Genomic DNA, 17,387 nt, shown 5'->3' on the forward strand with positions numbered 1-17,387 from the left:
TCAGGACTTCTCCCGGGTGAGGAACCGTTGAATCGCCGAGACCACGAGGACGAGGACGAAGAAGACCAGTGAGATCGCGGCGGCGTAGCCGGTGGCGTGCTGCTCGTATCCGGTGCGCACGGCCATGAAGACGACCGTGGTGGTGGAGTCGAGCGGGCCGCCCTGGGTCATGACGCTGATCTGGGTGAACAGACTGAAGGCGGAGATCGTGATGGTGACGAGGATGAAGGTGCGGGTCCAGTGCAGGCCGGGCCAGGTGACGTACCGGAAACGGTTCCATCCGGTGGCACCGTCGATCGCCGCGGCCTCGTAGAGCTCGGCGGGGATGGTCTGCAGGCCGGCGAGCCAGATGACCATGTGGAACCCGACGCCCTGCCATACCGACATGAACATGATGGCCGGCAGCGCGGTGCTGGGGTCGTTGAGCCAGTCGGTGCCGTGCCAATGACCGAGACTGGCCGCGGAGATGATCCGGTTGATCAGGCCGTCCGGCTGGTACAGGAAGCGCCAGAGCAGCGACACGACGACCATGGAGGTGACGACCGGCAGGAAGTAGACGGTGCGGAAGAAGTTGCGGCCGCGGACCTTGCCGTTGACGAGCAGCGCCAGGATGAGCGCGGCACCGGCCTGGACGGGGACGACCACGATGCCGAAGTAGACGGTGTTGCGCAGCGATGCCCAGAACATGGTGTCGCCGAAGAGCCGGGTGAAGTTGTCGAGTCCGACGAAGCGGGCCGGACGCGGCGAGATCAATTGCGCGTTCGTGAACGCGAGGCCGAACGCCAGCACCATCGGCACAACGAAGAACACGAGGAGCAGCACGACGGCCGGACTAGCCATCGCGGCGCCGGCCAGTGCTTCGAACCGGCGGGCCGATCGGTCACCGGTGCGCGGTGCGCCTGAGGGTGTCGCCGGCCGTGGGGATGCGGTGAGGGAAACGGTCATGGTGCCTCCACAGGACCGCTGCCGGGCGGAGCGTCCGCCCGGCAGCGCTGACGCGAATCACGAGCGGTAGTTGTCGTTCTGTTTGATGTTGCTGTCGATGTCACTGACCGCTTTGTCGAGGGTCTTCTGCGGGTCCGCACCGTTGAGGATGTCCTGCGCGGCCTTGGTGAAGACGGTGGAGATGAACGGGTAGGCCGGCGTTACCGGCCGCACGACGGCGAACTTGCTCGCCAGGTCGAGGAAGACACGATATTTGCCGCCGGGGGCGAAGTTCGGGATCTGCGCCGCTGCTTCCTGCGTCGCGGGTATCAGGCCGAGGGTCTTGGCGAATTCGACGAAGTACTTCGTCTGGTGCGAGAACTTGAGGTATGCCTGCGCGCCGTCTTTGGCCGCGCAGCTGGAGGAGATCGCCCACTGCCAGGAGGCACCGCCGATCTTCGGGCCGCGGCCGAAGTCCGGCGGCGGGAGGAAGAGCGCGTCGTCGAACTTGGCGGTGACCTGGTCGGCCGCCCAGCTGCCGTTCCAGCTGATCGCCGTCTTGCCGTTGATGAAGTCCACCGCCGGGTCGTCACCCGACTTCTTGGCCACCAGGCCGTCGGCGGCGAGGCCTTGGAACCACTTCGCCCAGGTCAGCGCGGGCGCTCCGTTGAGCGTTCCGTCCGCGCCGGTGTATGAGGTCCGGTCGATCAGATCGCCGCCGAAGCTCTGCAGCAGTGGCGAGTAGCCGTAGGACCACCATTCGCCGGTCAGGCCGGTCGCGAGGTCGAGCGGGTAGGCGAACTTCCCGGATGCCTTGAGTCTGGTCAGGGCTGTGCTGAATTCGGCGGCCGTCCACGGCTGGTCCGCCGTCGGGATGCGGATGCCGTTGTCGGCCAGGGTCGACTTGCGGCTGATCATCGAGACGGCGACGTCGTAGAAGCCGAAGGAGTAGACCTTGCCGTCGTATTTGCCCACGGTGCTGGGCAGTTGGTCGGCGAAGGTGCTTTCCGGCTGGTCGAGCGGCTCCAGGTATTCGGCCCAGGCCCAGTTCGGCACGTTCGGGCCGTCGACGTCGAGCATGCAGGGCAGCTTCTTCGCCGAGGCGGCCGCTACGACGGCGTCGTTGTAGGCGCCCTGGGGGAAGGCCTGGTACTCGACCTTGTACTTGTCCTGGCTGGCGTTGAAGTCGGCGATCACCTTCTTGACGACGCCGAGCTCCTTGTCGTTGCCGGCGTTGTGGGTCCACAGGACCAGCGTCGTGGTCCCGCCGGACGTCGACGCGCCGGACTCGGACGTGCCCGAGCAGGCCGTCAGCAGGCCGGCACCGACGGCGGCCGCAACAACGGCGGATGCGAAAATTCTCAATCTGGGTGGATACACTGGCGTCCTCCAACTCATTGGACACCGGCTGCGGGCCGGTGGTTGGGCGGTCGCGGCAAACGACCGTCTGACGGAGCCACCGTCCCGGATTACCGCCGGGGCGGTGGCGCTACCGAGGACCGCCGCACGAGCGGCCCTTCGAGGGTTCGGTGCCGGACCGGCGGTTGCGTGCCGGCCGGGGCATTGATCCGGTCATACAGCTGTTCTGCGGCCCAGACACCCATCTCGTAGTGGGGCAGGGCGATCGTGGTCAGGCCGGGGTGGAGCCCTTCCGAGATCAGCTGCAGGTCGTCGAAGCCGACCACGGACAGGTCGGCCGGGATGCGCAGCCCGAGTTCGGCCGCGGCCTGGTAGACGCCCATGGCGATGGCGTCGTTGAACGCGAAGATGCCGGTCGGAGGCTCGGGTGACCGCAGCAGCGTCAGGGCCGCTTCGCGGCCCGCGGGTGCTCCGGGTACGACGTCGATGACCGGGCAGGACGCCACGGCGATGCCTTCCTCGTGCAGCCGCTCGTGCCAGCCGCGCAGCCGTCCGTGCCGGGCCGGGATGTCGTCGCTGTCGTTGATGAAGGCGATCCGGCGGTGCCCGGCGGCCAGCAGTTCGTGCGTCGCCGCCCGGCCGCCGCCGACCTCGTCCGGGACCACCCACGACAACGACCGGTCCTCGGCCAGCGCATTGAGCAGGACCAGCGGGACGCCGTGCAGCGCGGCCGGCACGGTGACTTGGCGGTGGTACATGGCAGCGAGCAGGACACCGTCGACCTGGTGGCGCATCAGCAGCCGGGCCGCCCGGTCCTCCAGGGCCGGCGCGCCGCCGGTGTCCAGGACCATGAGCAGCCCGCCGTGGCGCGCCACGGCCTCCTGCGCCCCAAGGATGATCTTGCCGGCGTGTGGTGTGGTCGCGATCTCGTCGCTGATCAGCCCGACGGTCCCGGACCGTTGCAGGCGCAGCCCGCGGGCCAGTCCATTGGGTGTGTAGCCGAGGCGCTGCGCGGCCTCGTGGACCCGGCGCCGGGTGTCGGGGCTGATGCGTTTCTCGGCGAGGTTGTTGAGCGTGTGCGACACCGTCGTCACCGAGACGCCGGCTGCGATCGCGACATCCCGTATGCCGACCTTCGTCCGTCTCATGCCCTTGCCCAAACGTTTTGGCGTCGATGGTGTGTCGACTGTCAACGGTGATCACGGCGAAGTCAAGGGCCTGTTGCGTGGTCGTTACGTCTCTCGCGCAGCGTGACCCCTTCGTAACGCGATCGACCCTTGACCGTCGCTCCGGGGTCGCCATACGCTCTCGACCACGCTGGTGACAAAACCTTTTGGCAAATCATTTTGGCACTTGGCTACCAGCAGATATGCAACTCCGCGCCGAACCCCTCTCACGTGAACGGAGTCAGACATGGCAAACGGCATGAACCGCCGGCGTTTCCTCGGCTTGAGCACGGGCACCGGTGCGGCGCTGCTCGCCGCCGCGTGCGGGGCCGGCGGCTCCGGCGGGGGCGGCTCCGGTGACGCCACAACGCTCAATGTGCTCTGTGAGGGCGGCGGCAAGGCCGAGCTACAGCCGATCGCCGATGCCTATCAGAAGTCCGCCGGCGTCACCGTGAACCTCGTCGAGCTGCCCTACGACGGGCTGTTCAACCGCCTGACCAGCGAACTGGCCGGCGGGCGGGCGAGCTTCGACATCTGCGCCGTCGACGCCGTCTGGCTGCCGCTGTTCGCGACGAAGCTGGCCTCGATCGACCAGCTCTTCACCGACCAGGTGAAGGCGGATCTGTTCCCGGCGCTGGTCAAGGAGGCCGGGACCGGCGGCAAGTTCATCGGCATGCCGGTATGGACCAATGCCGAAGTGCTGCTCTATCGCAAGGATCTGTTCGAGAATCCGGCCGAGCAGTCCGCATTCCAGACCAGATACGGCTATCCGCTGGCCGCGCCCAAAGACTGGAAGCAGTTCACCGAGGTCGCCCAGTTCTTCACCCGGCCCGACCAGAAGCTCTACGGCACCGACGTCAAGGGTGCGGTGGAGACCGAGTGGCTCGCCCACGTGCTGCAGGCCGGCTCGCCCGGTGTGGTCCTCGATGACAGCGGCCGGGTCATCATCGACAACGCCCAGCACCTCGAGGCGCTCACCTTCTACGCCGATCTGGCCAACAAGTACAAGGTCAACCCGGCCGGGCCGCAGCAGACCGACTGGACGGCCGCGCAGAACCTGTTCAACGCCGGCGGCACGGCCATGACCCGGTTCTGGGCTCACGCATACCGGCAGATCCCGAAGGACGCGGGGGTGGCCGGCAAGGTCGGCGTCGCACCAATGATCGCCGGGTCGGCCGGCATCGCGGCGATCCCCGGTCCGTGGTACCTCAGCGTCCCGCAGGGCGGCGCCAAGCACGATGCCGCGGTCGCGTTCATCAAGGCGTGCTACGACACCAACGCGCTGAGCCTGCAATCCTCGCTCGGTCTCGCCGCTCGCAAGTCGGCCTACCAGCAGTACGCGCAGCAGACGGGGTACGAGTCGTTCGGCCCGCTGCTGACCACGCTGGACGCGGCCGCGACTCGCACCCGGCCGGCCACCCCGCACTGGCAGAAGATCGTCGACGGCGTGCTCATCCCGATGCTGCAGAAGTCCCTGACCCCCGGCGCGGACTACGCCGGACTGCTCAAGAACGCCAGGACGCAGATCGAGGGCATCATCAAGTGAACCAGGCAACGCTGCCGGCCGCGGCGGGCGCCCGGAACTCCCGGCCGCAGCCGCGGCGCCGGCGTCCGCGGATGTCCGACGCGCGCTACGCACTGCTGCTCGTCGCGCCGGCCGCGGCGGTCCTGCTGGGGCTGGTCGGCTGGCCGCTGATCCGGCTGCTCATCGACAGCGTTCACACCGGCTCCGGCCTGGGCGACGGACGCCGGTTCGCCGGGTTCGACAACTACGTCACGGCGTTGACCGACCCGGCCATCCGGGCCGCGGCCGGGCGCACCGTCACCTATTCGGTCATCGTCGTCACCGCCGAGCTGCTCATCGGGCTCGGTATGGCGCTGCTGCTGCGAGCATTGGGCCCCCGGTCCCGGCCGCTGCAGACGCTGTTCCTCTACCCGCTGATGATCGCACCGGTCGTCGCCGGGCTGCTCTGGCGGTTCCTGATGATCGACAACTTCGGCATCTTCAACGAGCTGCTCGTCCGGGCCCACGTCATCGACTCACCCAGCGCCGTGTCGTGGCTGAGTGACCCGGACATCGTGCTGTACTCGGTCGCGTTGCCCGACATCTGGCTCACCACGTCGTTCATGTCGCTGGTGCTCTACGCCGGGCTGCAGTCGATCCCGCCGGACCTCTACGAAGCGGCCCGGCTCGACGGGGCCAGCGGTCTGCGCATGCTGTGGAACATCACGCTGCCGCTGCTGCGCCCGGTGATCGCCGTCGCATTGATCATCCGCGGCGTCGACGCGGCCCGCGCCTTCGACGTCATCCTCGTGCAGACCGACGGCGGCCCGCAGTCGGCCTCGGAGACGCTGAGCCTGACCGTCTACAAGACGATGGTCACGTTCAACGATCCGGGCACCGCCGCCGCCGTCAGCACCCTGTTCATGCTCGTCATGATGACCGTCGCGCTGATCGCGGTGTTCACCGTCTGGCGACCGGCCCGGGAGTCGTGATGAAACGTGCCCTGCTGTGGGCGACCGCCGTGCTGGTGGTCCTGATCTACGCCTTCCCGTTCCTGTACCTGCTGATCACCTCGCTGAAGCCGCCGACCGACGCCATCGCCGTGCCACCGAGCGTGCTCCCGCACCGGTTCTCGCTCGACAACTACGTCCAGGCCCTGCACCGCGAAGGCGTCGCGGCATCGTTCATCAACAGCCTCACCACCGCGGCGATCACCACGGTGCTCTCGATGGGCCTGGCGATCCCGGCCGCCTGGGGCGTCACCCGGTACCGCAGCCGCGCCGGCCGGGCCCTGCTGGTCGGCTCGCTGCTGGTCCGCATGATCCCGGCCGTCGCGGTCGGGGTGCCGCTGGTCGGCATCATGAGCAGCCTGCGCCTCAGCGACACCCCGGTCGGCCTGGCGCTGGCCCAGACGACTGTGGCCATGCCGTTGGCGATCTGGCTGCTGGCCAGCTTCTTCGAAGCGGTACCCCGGGAGATCGAGGAGGCCGCGCTGGTCGACGGGTGCTCCCGCCCCCGGGCTCTGGTCAGCGTGATCCTGCCGGTCGTGTCCGGGGGCGCGGCCGTCGCGGCCATCTTCGCGTTCCTCGCCTCCTGGAACGAATTCCTCTTCGCCCTCCTGCTGACCTCGCTGCGCGCGCAGACCACACCACTGGCCATCGCGAATCTGCAGACCCAGTTCGGCCTCGACTGGGGCCCGATGACCGCGCTGGCGACCTTGTACTCCCTACCCGCTGTCGTGCTCACCCTGCTGCTGCAGCGACGCATCGTCGCCGGGCTGAGCCTCGGCGCCGTCAAGGGCTGAATCCGGCCTCTTGTCACCGCACCTCGAAAGGAACAGCATGACCTTCTGGCAGCCGACCAGCCCACTCGCCGGGTTGCCGCGGATCAAGGCCGGGCGCTCCCGACGCGAGAGCAGCTGGGACCGCACCGGCGGCAACCGCGACTTCAAGACCGTGCCGGCCGGCGAGACGCACGTCCTGGCCGACATCGAAGGCGCCGGCGTCATCGAGCACATGTGGATCACCACCCGCTGCTACTCGCCGATGTACCTGCGGAAACTCGTCCTGGAGATCTTCTGGGACGGTGAGGACAACCCCAGTGTCCGCACACCGCTCGGCGACTTCTTCGGTGTCGGGCACGCGGTCTCCGCCCACTTCGTGTCGCTGCCCATCAGCATGGTGACCGGGCCGCGGCGCGGCCCGAAAGGCCCGTTCGCCGCGGCCATGAACAGCTACTTCCCGATGCCGTTCGCCAGCCACGCCCGGGTGCAGATCCGCAATGAGTCCGACCTGCCGATCGAGAACCTGTTCTACTACGTCGACTACGAGCTGACCCAGGAGCCGACGCCGCCGGACGTGGGCCGGTTCCACGCCCAGTACCGGCAGGAGAAGCCCTGCCAGAAGGTCATCCACGCGGCCGGCGGCGAGGCGAAGCCCGCACCGTGGGACCTGCCCGGCATCAATCTGACCGGCGACGACAACTACGTGATCCTCGACGCCGAAGGCACCGGGCACTACGTCGGGTGTGTGCTGAACATCGACAACTTCGACGCGTCCAACCAGGTCTACTCCTGGCCGGGTGAGGGTGACGACATGATTTTCATCGACGGTGAGCAGTGGCCACCGTCGCTGCACGGCACCGGCACCGAGGACTACTTCGGCGCGGCGTGGGGCTTCCCCAGCGGGGCGTACGCCGGCCCGTACCACGGCATCACCCTGGCCAGCAGCGTCCAGGAGCACTTCGGCCTGTGGAGCATGTACCGCTTCCACATCGAGGACCCGGTCCGGTTCAGCACGTCCATCCGCGTCACCATCGAACACGGCCACGCCAACGACCAGGGCAACGACTACTCCAGTGTCGCGTACTGGTATCAGTCCCACCCGCACCGGCCGCTGCCCGAGCTGCCGGCGGTCGCGGAGCGTCTGCCGCGCCGCTGGCCCGAGCACGGTCTCTGGGACGAGTGACTGGTTCACTACGGTGACCGACGGCCGGCAATGAGCGAGGGTGGCTGAACATGGCGCGCAGGGTGACCATTCGAGATGTTGCGACGGCGGCCGGCGTCTCCGTCACCACGGTGTCGCATGTGCTCAACCAGTTCTCCGGGGCCCGGGTCAGCGACGATACCCGGGAGCGGGTCGAAGCCGCCGCCCGGCGGCTCGGCTACGCGGCCAACGGGCTCGCCCGCGGACTGCGGCTGCAGCGATCCCAGACCCTGGCGTTGCTCAGTGACGAGATCGCCACGACGCCGCACGCGGGCCGGATCATCCTCGGCGCTCAGGAGACCGCCTCCGCTCGAGGCTGGCTGCTCATGCTGCTGACCACCGGCAACGACCCGCAGGTCGAACAGCGCGAGATCCGGGCCTTGGCCCGCCATCGCGTCGACGGCGTGCTGTACGCCACCATGTACCACCGCGAGGTGACCGTCCCGGCGCTGCTCGGGTCCGTGCCGATCGTGCTGCTCAACGCCAGCAGCGCGGACCCGGCGATCCCGTCGGTGGTACCGGACGAAGTCGCGGGCGGCCGCGCCGCGGTCGGCCATCTCCTGGACCACGGGCACCGCTCGATCGGGTTCGTCACCAACGTCGACGACATTCCGGCCACCCACCTGCGGCTGGAGGGCTACCGTGCCGCGCTCACCGCGGCGGGGGTGCCGCTGCGGCCCGACCTCGTGGCGGCCGAGGTCTCCGACGCCCGCGGTGGTCACCGGGCCGCGACGGCGCTGCTGCGTCGCCCGGACCGGCCGACGGCCCTGTTCTGTTTCAACGATCGGATGGCGATGGGCGCCTACCGGGCCGCGCAGGAGTGCGGCCTGCGCATCCCGCAGGATCTGTCGGTCGTCGGCGTCGACAATCAGGAGCTCATCGCCGAAGGTCTGCACCCCGGGCTCAGCACCGTGGCGTTGCCGCACTACGAGATGGGCGCCTGGGCTGTGACCACCACCATCGGCCTCATCGAGCGCGGTGCCGGACCGGCGGCGGCGCAGACCACGATGCCGTGCCCGCTGCTCGAGCGCGGCTCGGTCGCGGCCCCCGCATAACCCTCGTACCTCACTGACTGCAAGGAATCTCTATGCTTCGACTTCCGGACGCCTGGGTGTGGGACTTCTGGCTCGCGCAGGACGGCGACACCTACCACCTGTTCTTCCTGCGGGCCTCGCGGGCGTTGACCGAGCCTGGCCGCCGGCACATGCGCGCCAGCGTCGGCCATGCCGTCTCCACCGACCTCACCGGCTGGACCCAGGTCGCCGACGCGATCGTCCCGGCCGACCGTCCCGCCTTCGACGACGTCGCGATCTGGACCGGGTCGGTGCTGCGCGGCCCGGACCAGCGCTGGCACACGTTCTACACCGGCGCCGGCAGCGCCGAGCGGGGCCTCGTGCAACGCATCGGCCACGCGGTCTCCGACGACCTGTACACCTGGCACCGCGACCCCGGCGGGCCGGTACTGCAGGCCGACCCGCGCTGGTACGAGACCCTTGGCACCAGTTCGTGGGGCGATCAGGCGTGGCGCGACCCGTGGGTGTTCGCCGACCCCGAGGGGGACGGCTGGCACATGCTCATCACTGCTCGCGCCGGTGACGGCCCCGTCGACGACCGCGGCGTCATCGGTCACGCCCGGTCCCAGGACCTGGTGACCTGGACCGCCCGGCCGCCGCTGACCAAGCCCGGCGCCGGATTCGGGCAGCTCGAGGTACCCCAGGTCGAACAGATCGACGGCCGGACCGTCCTGCTCTTCTCCTGCCTGCGGCCCGAACTGGCCGCCAGCCGCCGGATGACCGGCGCCCCCGGCGGCGTCTGGGCCGTCACCGGCGATGGCCCGCTGGGCCCGTTCGACCCCGGCGCCGCGCATCCGGTGACGGACAGCTCCCTCTACAGCGGCCGGATCGTCCGCGACCCGCATGGCCGGCCGATGCTGCTCGCGTTCCGCAACATCGGCGCCGACGGCACCTTCGTCGGCGAGCTCAGTGACCCGATGCCGGTCGCACTCACCGCCGACGGCCGGCTCACCATCGTGGCGGACGCGTGAGCATCGCCGTCCTGGGCGAGGCCGTCGCCGACCTGGTCGAGCGGGCCGACGGCGCGTTCCTCGCGCACCCCGGTGGCAGCCCGCTCAACGTGGCTGTCGCACTGGCCCGGCTCGATCAGCCCGTCGAACTGCTGGCCCGGTTCTCGACCGGCCTGTTCGGGCGCAGACTACGCGCCCACGCGGAGCGCAACGGTGTCGGCCTGCGTCATGCCGTCACAACCCGGGAGCCGGCCACCCTCGCCGCGGTGGCCGTCGATCCCGGCGGCGGCGCCACCTATGACTTCTACCTCAACGGCACCGCCGATTGGCAGTGGACGGCCGCCGAACTGGCCGCCTTGCCGGTCTTCGATGTGCTCCATACCGGTTCACTGGCGTGCGTGCGGCCACCCGGCGGCGAGCAGATCCTCGCGCTGCTGCGCCGCGTGCGGGCCGCCGGTGGGACGCTCATCAGCTACGACCCGAACGTCCGGCCGGGTCTGATCGACGACCCGGACGCCGTGCGGCAGCGGGTCGAGCAGTTCGTCGCCGTCGCCGACGTGGTGAAGGCGAGCGAGGAAGACCTGGCGCTGCTGTACCCCGGCCGTGCGATCGCCGAGGTCCCGACCTGGTGGCGTTCGCTCGGCGCGGAGCTCGTGGTCGTGACGCTCGGCGCCGGCGGCGCCTTCGCCGCGACGGCGGACGGCGCCGTCCACAGCCCGGGGGAGCGGGTCGCAGTTGCCGACACCATCGGTGCCGGTGACGCGTTCATGGCCGGTCTGCTCACCGCGCACGGCACGATGCCGATGTCCGCCGCGCTCCGGTTCGCCGGCCGGGTCGCCGCACTGACCTGCACCCGGCCCGGAGCCGACCCGCCCACCCTCGCCGAGCTCCAGGCGACCGACCCGGCCCCGGAGCCCGGCTGAGCACCCGTTCCCGCTCCGAAGCCGTCCCACACCGTCGGTTACCGTAATGGTGGCGGGCCACGCCGGGGCGCCGGCCCGGCGCCGGACCGCGACGGCATGGGTGGGCGATGAGACGGACCATAAGCATCAGGGATGTGGCGACCGAGGCGGGGGTCTCGATCACCACGGTCTCCCACGCGCTGAACAACACCTCCGGCGCACGGATCAACGACGCGACGCGGCAGCGGGTGCTCGCGGCGGCGACACGGCTGGGATACGCGCCGAACAAGCTCGCCCAGGGACTGCGCCAGCAACGCACCCAGGTCCTCGCGCTGCTCAGCGACAGAATCGCCACGACACCACATGCCGGTCGCATCATCCTCGGGGCGCAGGAGACGGCGTCGGCGCACGGCTGGGTCGTGCTGCTGCTCAACACCGGCGGGGAGGCGGAACTGGAAGAGCGGGCCATCAACGCCATCTTCCAGTACCAGATCGACGGCGTGCTCTACGCGACCATGTACCACCGGCAGGTCAGTGTGCCCGACCGGCTTGCCGGCCTGCCGATCGTGTTGCTCGACGCCAGTTCGGCCGACCAGCGGTACCCCTCCGTCGTGCCGGATGAGGTCGGCGGCGGCCGCGACGCCGTGCACGAATTGATCGCCGCCGGTCACCGCCGCATCGGCTTCACCACCAACATCGACGACATCCCCGCCACCCATGGCCGGCACACCGGCTACCGGCAGGCCCTCGCCGCGGCCGGCATCCCCGCGCACCCGGACCTCGTCGTCGTCGAGGAGTCCGACACGCCCGGCGGCTACCGGGCAACCCTCGAGTTGCTGCGCCGGCCGCAGCCGCCGACCGGGATCTTCTGCTTCAACGACCGCATGGCGATGGGCGCCTACCGGGCCGCTCACGAGCTCGGCCTGCGCATTCCGGAGGACCTGTCGATCGTGGGGTTCGACAATCAGGAGCTCATCGCCGACGGGCTGTTCCCCGGGCTCACCACGGTGGCGCTGCCGCACTACGACATGGGCGCCTGGGCCGTGCGCACCTTGATCGACATCATCGGCGCAGGTGCCGAGCAGCCGCCGCCGCACGGCGAGGAATCCGTACACGTGGCGATGCCGTGCCCGGTCGTGCGGCGATCGTCGGTCGCCCCGCCACGACCCGGTCGCTGACCGCCCGGCTGCTGGCACCGCGCGCTACGGCAGCGGTACCGTCAAATGCAAAAACGATTTGGCCGACGGTACTGCCGTGTGTGGTGCAGCGTCAAGCGGTCTGCTGGCGGGTTGCGTTCCGATCACGCGATGTGAGTAGCGCGTAACACGATCGACGCTTGACGGTTTTCTCGCGGTGGTCATACGCTCACGGCCACAGTGATGACAAAACCTTTTGGCACCACTGGCCGCACCAGATCGCGGATGAGGCGCTGCCGCCCGCCGCAAAGCCGATCGGACCCTTCGGCATCTCCACGCTGCACCTCACCCGCCGCTACCTCGGCAAGGAGTGGCCCATGCCCGTGCCCAACAACCCGATCGATCGCCGCCAGGTGCTCAAGGCGCTGGCGGCGATCCCGGTTCTCGCCAGCCCCCTCACCGGCCCCGCCCGAGACGAACGATCCACGTCGTCGGGCTCGGCGAACACCGCGCTGCCCGGCGCCGCGCACCGCCCGTCGGCCCACGCCGGTCACGGACTCATCGGCGTTCTGTAGCGCGGCCTGTACCCCACTCCCTCGACTCCTCCGGAAAGGAGGCAGTGGATGACCGTGTCCACTGTGTACGACGTGACCGCCTGGACCATCCCGGGCCGCCCCAACGTGACCGCCTACTCCGACATCGGTGCGGTGATCAACAGCATCATCGCCGACATCAAGGCCAAGCAGCCCAACCAGGCCGCCAAGCCCGGGGCGGTCATCTACATCCCGCCCGGCGACTACTCGCTCAAGACCCGCGTCGTCATCGACATCAGCTACCTGCAGATCAAGGGCTCCGGCCACGGCTTCGCCTCGCTGAGCATCCGGTACAACACCGCCGACACCTCCGGCTGGCGCGAGCTCTGGCCCGGCGCCAGCCACATCAAGGTCGAGAACACCGACGGCAACCACGAGGCCTTCCTCGTCAGCCGGAGCGGCGCCCCCCGCCTCAGCTCCATCGAGTTCCGCGACTTCTGTATCGACGGACTCGCCTTCACGCCCACCCAGAACTCCTATACGAACGGCAAAGTCGGCATCCGGATCGCGTCGGACAACGACTCGCTCAAGGTCGCCGGCATGGGCTTCGTCTACCTCGAACACGCGCTCATCAACAATGGCGCCGACGCCTTCGACGTCACCGACAACTTCATCGCCGAATGCGGCAGCTGCGTCGAGCTCACCGGCGCCTCACAGGCCGTCAAGGTGACCAACAACCACATCGGCGCCGGCTTCGTCGGGTTCTCCATCTTCGCCGAGAACGCCGAAGGTCTGCTCGTGCAGGGCAACAACATCTTCCCGCGCGGCCGCAGCGTGGTACACCTCAAGACCAGCGCCAGGTGTTCGATCACCGCCAACCGGTTCCAGGGCTTCTATCCCGGCATGATCGACTTCGAGGGCGTCAACAAAGAGCACCTCATCGCCAGTAACCACTTCCGGCGGGTACCGGAAGGATTCCCGCCTCTGCAGGGCTTCAACAACGGCAAGGACGACCTCTACGGCGTGGTCCACCTGGTCGGCGACAACAACATGGTCTCCACCAACATCTTCACCTTCGACGTGCCGCCCGCGGCCATCACGCCTTCCGGCGCCACCCCCACGATCATCCTGGTGGCCGGCGGCGACGGGAACTTCATCAGCAACAACCACTTCGTGACGAACGTGGCCACGAAGCACGTCGTGCTCGACGGCAGCACCACGAACACGAAGGTGCTCGACAGCGGCACCGCCGACCAGATTCAGGCGTACACCACGAACTACGTGCTCCGGCCGACTCCCTGACGCTCCACCCGGACGCCATCGCGCATCAGTGATCGCCGATCAGCCGCGCCGCGGTTGATCGGCGATCGTCGTTGTGGGGCCGACGTCGACAGCGGATCGACAGCCAAACTTTTTGGCAGGAAATGGGCGGGTTGAAGGGCTTGATTAAACGTTTTGGCAACGTCACGCTCACCTGACCGACACATTCCTTCTGGGAGAGGAGTAGGTCCGATGAGACGGTTCGCTGCCGGCCTCCTGACGGTCCTCCTGCTGTTCGCACCGGCCGTGGCGCCGTCACCGGCCCACGCCGCCGTCCCGACCGACATCGTCAACCCGGACTTCGAGACGGGGGATCTGAGCGGGTGGGGCGTGACGGGGACGGCGTTCAGCAATGCGGTGACGACGGAGACGGGTTGGGGGTGGGGGTGCTGCTTCGGTCAACACGGTGCCGCGCACGTCTGGGGTTTCCGTTCGGGTGGTGACGCTGCGGTGGGCACGCTGACGTCGAGTCAGTTCCAGCTCAGCGGTACGGGTCAGGTGAGTTTCCTGCTCGGCGGTGGCAATGACGCCGCCAACCTGTACGTGGCCCTCGTCCGGGCCTCCGATGGGGCGGTGCTGTTCCGGGCGACCGGCCGCAACGACGAGAGCTACCAGCGGGTCAACTGGGACGCCTCGGCGTACCTCGGCCAGACGCTGTATCTGCGGGCGGTGGACAGCGCGACCGGCGGCTGGGGCCACCTCAACCTCGACGATGTGCGCGTCTACGACACGCAGACCGTCGCCGGCTTGACCAACCCGGACTTCGAGACGGGAGATCTGAGCGGGTGGGCCGTGACGGGGACGGCGTTCAACAATGCTGTGACGACGGAGACGGGTTGGGGGTGGGGGTGCTGCTTCGGCCAGCATGGTGCCGCGCACGTGTGGGGTTTCCGTTCCGGTGGTGACGCCGCGGTGGGCACGCTGACGTCGAGTCAGTTCCAGTTGAGCGGTACGGGTCAGGTGAGTTTCCTGCTCGGCGGTGGCAATGACGCCACCAACCTGTACGTCGCCCTCGTCCGGGCCTCCGACGGGGCGGTGCTGTTCCGGTCGACGGGCCGCAACGACGAGGTGTATCAGCGGGTCAACTGGGATGCCTCGGCGTACCTTGGGCAGGCGCTGTATCTGCGGGTGGTGGATAGCGCGACCGGCGGCTGGGGCCACCTCAACCTCGACGACGTCCGGCTCGACGGTCCGGTACCGAGCGACCTGCTGGCCCACTGGTCGTTCGACGAAACCGCCAGCTCGGTGGCCCGTGACAGCGTCTCCGGCCGCGACGACCCGATCAACTACGTGTTCAACAACGCCGTCTACAAGCCGTCAACGCCGCCCATGCGCCGCCCCGGCGTCGCCTCCAACGCCCTGCTGCTGGACGGCTACTCCACCTGGATCTCCCGCTCCGGCCTGGCCACCCCGACGCAGGCGCTGACCCTCGAGGCATGGGTCGCACCCCGCGCGTTCGAATGGGGCGACGACCACAAGCTCTCCGCCATCATCGACCAGCACGACGAAGGCGCCCGGCAGGGCTTCATCCTCGGCATCGGCCGGCACGGCACCTGGTCGTTCCAGGCCGGCATCGCCGGCACCTGGCAGACACTGTGGGCCGACGCGGCCAAACCGCTGGTCCGCGACCGCTGGCAGCACATCGTCGCGACCTTCGACGCGCCGTCACAGACCATGCGGGTGTACCTCAACGGCGTCCTCGCCGGCACCCTGACCACACCCGCCGGCGGGATCACCCCCTACACCGGCAATCTCCAGATCGGTCGGCACAACCAGGGCGTCGTCATCAACGGCACCTTCACCGTCAACATGTTCGCCGGGCTCCTCGACGAGGTGAAACTGCGCAGCCGCGCACTGACCGCCGCCGAGGTCAGCGCCGCATATCAGTCCGTCGCGACCGTGCCCACCCCCGACCTCGCGATGCGCCGCAGCCGCTACGACGGCGACATCTACCGCCCCCAGTACCACTTCATGGCTCCCGAACACTGGATGAACGAGCCACACGCCCCGATGTACGCCAACGGCCAGTACCACCTGTTCTACCAGCACAACCAGCACGGACCGTACTGGCACAACATCAGCTGGGGCCACGGCATCAGCCCCGACATGGTGCACTGGCGCGACGCCCCCGTAGCGCTCGTACCCACCGCCGGCACAGCCGCACCCGACGGCGTCTGGAGCGGCAGCGCCGCCGTCGACGCCTCCGGCAAACCGCTGCTGTTCATCACCGCCGGCGACGACTCCGTATCACCCAACCAGCGCACCGGCATCGCCCGCGACCCGAACTGGCAGACCGATACCGACCTGAACAACTGGACCATCGACCCGGCCCCCGTCACCGTGCAATCCGCCGGCCTCAACGTCGGAGCCGGCCGCAAAGTCCGCTTCGGTGAATTCCGCGATCCGTTCGTCTGGCGCGAGGGCAACACCTGGTATCAGCTCGTCGGCTCCGGCGTCCAGACCACCGCCGGGGCCGACGTCGGCGGCACCGCACTGCTCTACACCTCGACCGACGCCACCAACTGGACCTACTCCGGCCCGCTCATGGTCGGCGACGTAGCCGCCTACCCCAAGACCGGCCAGGTGTGGGAACTGCCCGTCTTCCTGCCCCTCGGCAACGGCAAGTACGTCCTGCTCACCAATCCCATGTGGACGTCCGGCAGCGACTACAACGTCAAGTACGTCTGGTACTGGATCGGCAGTTGGAACCCAACCAGCCGAACCTTCACACCGGACTCCACCGTCCCGCGCCTGTGGGACTACGGCGAGCACTTCACCGGCCCCAGTGGCTTCGTCGACCAGCAGGGACGCTCCGTCGTCTTCTCCATCGCCCAGGACAAGCGCACCGAACAGGCACGCTACGACTCCGGCTGGGCCCACAACGCCGGTCTGCCGATCGTGCTGTCACAGGGCTCCGACGGCGACGTCGCCGTCAAAGCGCTGCCTGAACTCACCACGCTGCACAAAACCACGACACCGGAGGTGTCCATCACCACCGACAGCAGTATCCAAGCCGCGAACCAGCAACTCTCCGCCGTCCGCGGCGACATGCTGCACATCACCCTGGAGATGACCGGCAGCGGACGCTACGGCATCAAACTACGCCGTAGCCCCGACGGCACCGAAGAGACGACGCTCTACTACGACGCCGGCACGCAAACCCTGTCCATCGACCGCACCAAGTCCGGCAACCGATCCAGCCTGTACACCAACCTCGGCGTCCAAGGCGGCCCGCTCAACCTCGCCGGGCAGAACCTCAAACTCGACATCTACGTGGACAAGTCGATGATCGAAGCGTACGCGAACGACCGCCGCGCCATCACCAGCCGGGTCTACCCGCTGCGGACCGACTCCCTCGGCGTGCAGGTGTGGACGGACGGCAACGCGACCGTCAAGAACCTGAAGGTCTGGCCGATGAACCCCGCCTACAACTGACCGCAACGCCGAGCCGACAGGAACCAGTACTCGCCGGCGGTGGCGGCGCGCCCGGAGTCAGCGCGCCGCCACCGCACACTTGCCCCTGACGTCAACGTGAG

At 68.7% G+C, this 17,387-nt stretch carries 14 protein-coding genes; 11 read left to right on the plus strand and 3 right to left on the minus strand.

Features of this window, described 5'->3' with window-relative positions; genetic code table 11:
• The 3 genes from ACIA8L_RS50475 to ACIA8L_RS50485 all read right to left on the minus strand — a co-directional run bounded on the left by ACIA8L_RS50475 (nucleotide 1) and on the right by ACIA8L_RS50485 (nucleotide 3,431).
• The gene (locus tag ACIA8L_RS50475) at nucleotides 1–945 is read right to left on the minus strand and encodes a carbohydrate ABC transporter permease (RefSeq protein ID WP_395916526.1); all 945 of its coding nucleotides are present in this window, start codon (nucleotides 943–945) and stop codon (nucleotides 1–3) included.
• A 57-nt stretch (nucleotides 946–1,002) separates the two neighbouring features.
• Nucleotides 1,003–2,289, minus strand: coding sequence for an extracellular solute-binding protein (locus ACIA8L_RS50480; protein WP_395916528.1), 1,287 nt, complete (start codon nucleotides 2,287–2,289; stop codon nucleotides 1,003–1,005).
• 104 nt (nucleotides 2,290–2,393) lie between these two features.
• Nucleotides 2,394–3,431 (minus strand): LacI family DNA-binding transcriptional regulator, encoded by a 1,038-nt coding sequence (locus ACIA8L_RS50485; protein ID WP_395916530.1) that lies wholly within the window; start codon nucleotides 3,429–3,431, stop codon nucleotides 2,394–2,396.
• A 265-nt stretch (nucleotides 3,432–3,696) separates the two neighbouring features.
• Here ACIA8L_RS50485 and ACIA8L_RS50490 point away from each other — a divergent pair, with 265 nt between their 5' ends.
• The 11 genes from ACIA8L_RS50490 (at nucleotide 3,697) to ACIA8L_RS50540 (ending at nucleotide 17,286) form a co-directional block, all read left to right on the plus strand.
• Nucleotides 3,697–4,995 (plus strand): extracellular solute-binding protein, encoded by a 1,299-nt coding sequence (locus tag ACIA8L_RS50490; protein ID WP_395916532.1) that lies wholly within the window; start codon nucleotides 3,697–3,699, stop codon nucleotides 4,993–4,995.
• A gap of 71 nt (nucleotides 4,996–5,066) precedes the next feature.
• Nucleotides 5,067–5,945: a carbohydrate ABC transporter permease gene (locus tag ACIA8L_RS50495; protein ID WP_395916533.1), complete on the plus strand. Its 879-nt coding sequence runs from the start codon at nucleotides 5,067–5,069 to the stop codon at nucleotides 5,943–5,945.
• Nucleotides 5,945–6,757, plus strand: a complete 813-nt coding sequence (locus ACIA8L_RS50500) for a carbohydrate ABC transporter permease (RefSeq protein WP_395916534.1) — start codon at nucleotides 5,945–5,947, stop codon at nucleotides 6,755–6,757. Before ACIA8L_RS50495 ends, ACIA8L_RS50500 begins: the two co-directional genes overlap by 1 nt.
• Before the next feature lie 37 nt (nucleotides 6,758–6,794).
• Entirely contained in the window at nucleotides 6,795–7,919 is a 1,125-nt protein-coding gene (locus tag ACIA8L_RS50505; protein ID WP_395916536.1) for a glycoside hydrolase family 172 protein, read from the plus strand.
• 50 nt (nucleotides 7,920–7,969) lie between these two features.
• Complete coding sequence (locus tag ACIA8L_RS50510; protein WP_395916537.1) at nucleotides 7,970–8,992, plus strand: LacI family DNA-binding transcriptional regulator; 1,023 nt, start codon at nucleotides 7,970–7,972, stop codon at nucleotides 8,990–8,992.
• 32 nt (nucleotides 8,993–9,024) lie between these two features.
• Nucleotides 9,025–9,981, plus strand: a complete 957-nt coding sequence (locus ACIA8L_RS50515) for a glycosyl hydrolase family 32 (protein WP_395916539.1) — start codon at nucleotides 9,025–9,027, stop codon at nucleotides 9,979–9,981.
• Nucleotides 9,978–10,883 (plus strand): carbohydrate kinase, encoded by a 906-nt coding sequence (locus ACIA8L_RS50520; protein WP_395916541.1) that lies wholly within the window; start codon nucleotides 9,978–9,980, stop codon nucleotides 10,881–10,883. The genes ACIA8L_RS50515 and ACIA8L_RS50520 overlap by 4 nt, the downstream gene beginning before the upstream one ends.
• Before the next feature lie 107 nt (nucleotides 10,884–10,990).
• Entirely contained in the window at nucleotides 10,991–12,040 is a 1,050-nt protein-coding gene (locus ACIA8L_RS50525) for a LacI family DNA-binding transcriptional regulator (protein WP_395916543.1), read from the plus strand.
• A 158-nt stretch (nucleotides 12,041–12,198) separates the two neighbouring features.
• A complete protein-coding gene (locus tag ACIA8L_RS50530) occupies nucleotides 12,199–12,573 on the plus strand; it encodes a hypothetical protein (protein ID WP_395916544.1) in 375 nt (124 codons plus the stop codon).
• Between the two features lie 48 nt (nucleotides 12,574–12,621).
• Nucleotides 12,622–13,833, plus strand: coding sequence for a right-handed parallel beta-helix repeat-containing protein (locus ACIA8L_RS50535; protein WP_395916546.1), 1,212 nt, complete (start codon nucleotides 12,622–12,624; stop codon nucleotides 13,831–13,833).
• Nucleotides 13,834–14,043: 210 nt separating this feature from the next.
• Complete coding sequence (locus ACIA8L_RS50540; protein ID WP_395916548.1) at nucleotides 14,044–17,286, plus strand: GH32 C-terminal domain-containing protein; 3,243 nt, start codon at nucleotides 14,044–14,046, stop codon at nucleotides 17,284–17,286.
• The last annotated feature ends 101 nt before the right edge of the window (nucleotides 17,287–17,387 follow it).

This window comes from Dactylosporangium sp. NPDC051541 (assembly GCF_044454505.1).
In the GTDB taxonomy this organism is placed as follows: Bacteria; Actinomycetota; Actinomycetes; order Mycobacteriales; family Micromonosporaceae; genus Dactylosporangium.

Bases quoted from the DNA above. Each gene is read 5' to 3' on its own strand.
- ACIA8L_RS50475 (WP_395916526.1), bottom strand. From the start codon at position 945: ATGACCGTTTCCCTCACCGCATCCCCACGGCCGGCGACACCCTCAGGC.
- ACIA8L_RS50485 (WP_395916530.1), bottom strand. From the start codon at position 3,431: ATGAGACGGACGAAGGTCGGCATACGGGATGTCGCGATCGCAGCCGGC.
- ACIA8L_RS50490 (WP_395916532.1), top strand. From the start codon at position 3,697: ATGGCAAACGGCATGAACCGCCGGCGTTTCCTCGGCTTGAGCACGGGC.
- ACIA8L_RS50495 (WP_395916533.1), top strand. From the start codon at position 5,067: ATGTCCGACGCGCGCTACGCACTGCTGCTCGTCGCGCCGGCCGCGGCG.
- ACIA8L_RS50500 (WP_395916534.1), top strand. From the start codon at position 5,945: ATGAAACGTGCCCTGCTGTGGGCGACCGCCGTGCTGGTGGTCCTGATC.
- ACIA8L_RS50505 (WP_395916536.1), top strand. From the start codon at position 6,795: ATGACCTTCTGGCAGCCGACCAGCCCACTCGCCGGGTTGCCGCGGATC.
- ACIA8L_RS50510 (WP_395916537.1), top strand. From the start codon at position 7,970: ATGGCGCGCAGGGTGACCATTCGAGATGTTGCGACGGCGGCCGGCGTC.
- ACIA8L_RS50515 (WP_395916539.1), top strand. From the start codon at position 9,025: ATGCTTCGACTTCCGGACGCCTGGGTGTGGGACTTCTGGCTCGCGCAG.
- ACIA8L_RS50525 (WP_395916543.1), top strand. From the start codon at position 10,991: ATGAGACGGACCATAAGCATCAGGGATGTGGCGACCGAGGCGGGGGTC.
- ACIA8L_RS50535 (WP_395916546.1), top strand. From the start codon at position 12,622: ATGACCGTGTCCACTGTGTACGACGTGACCGCCTGGACCATCCCGGGC.
- ACIA8L_RS50540 (WP_395916548.1), top strand. From the start codon at position 14,044: ATGAGACGGTTCGCTGCCGGCCTCCTGACGGTCCTCCTGCTGTTCGCA.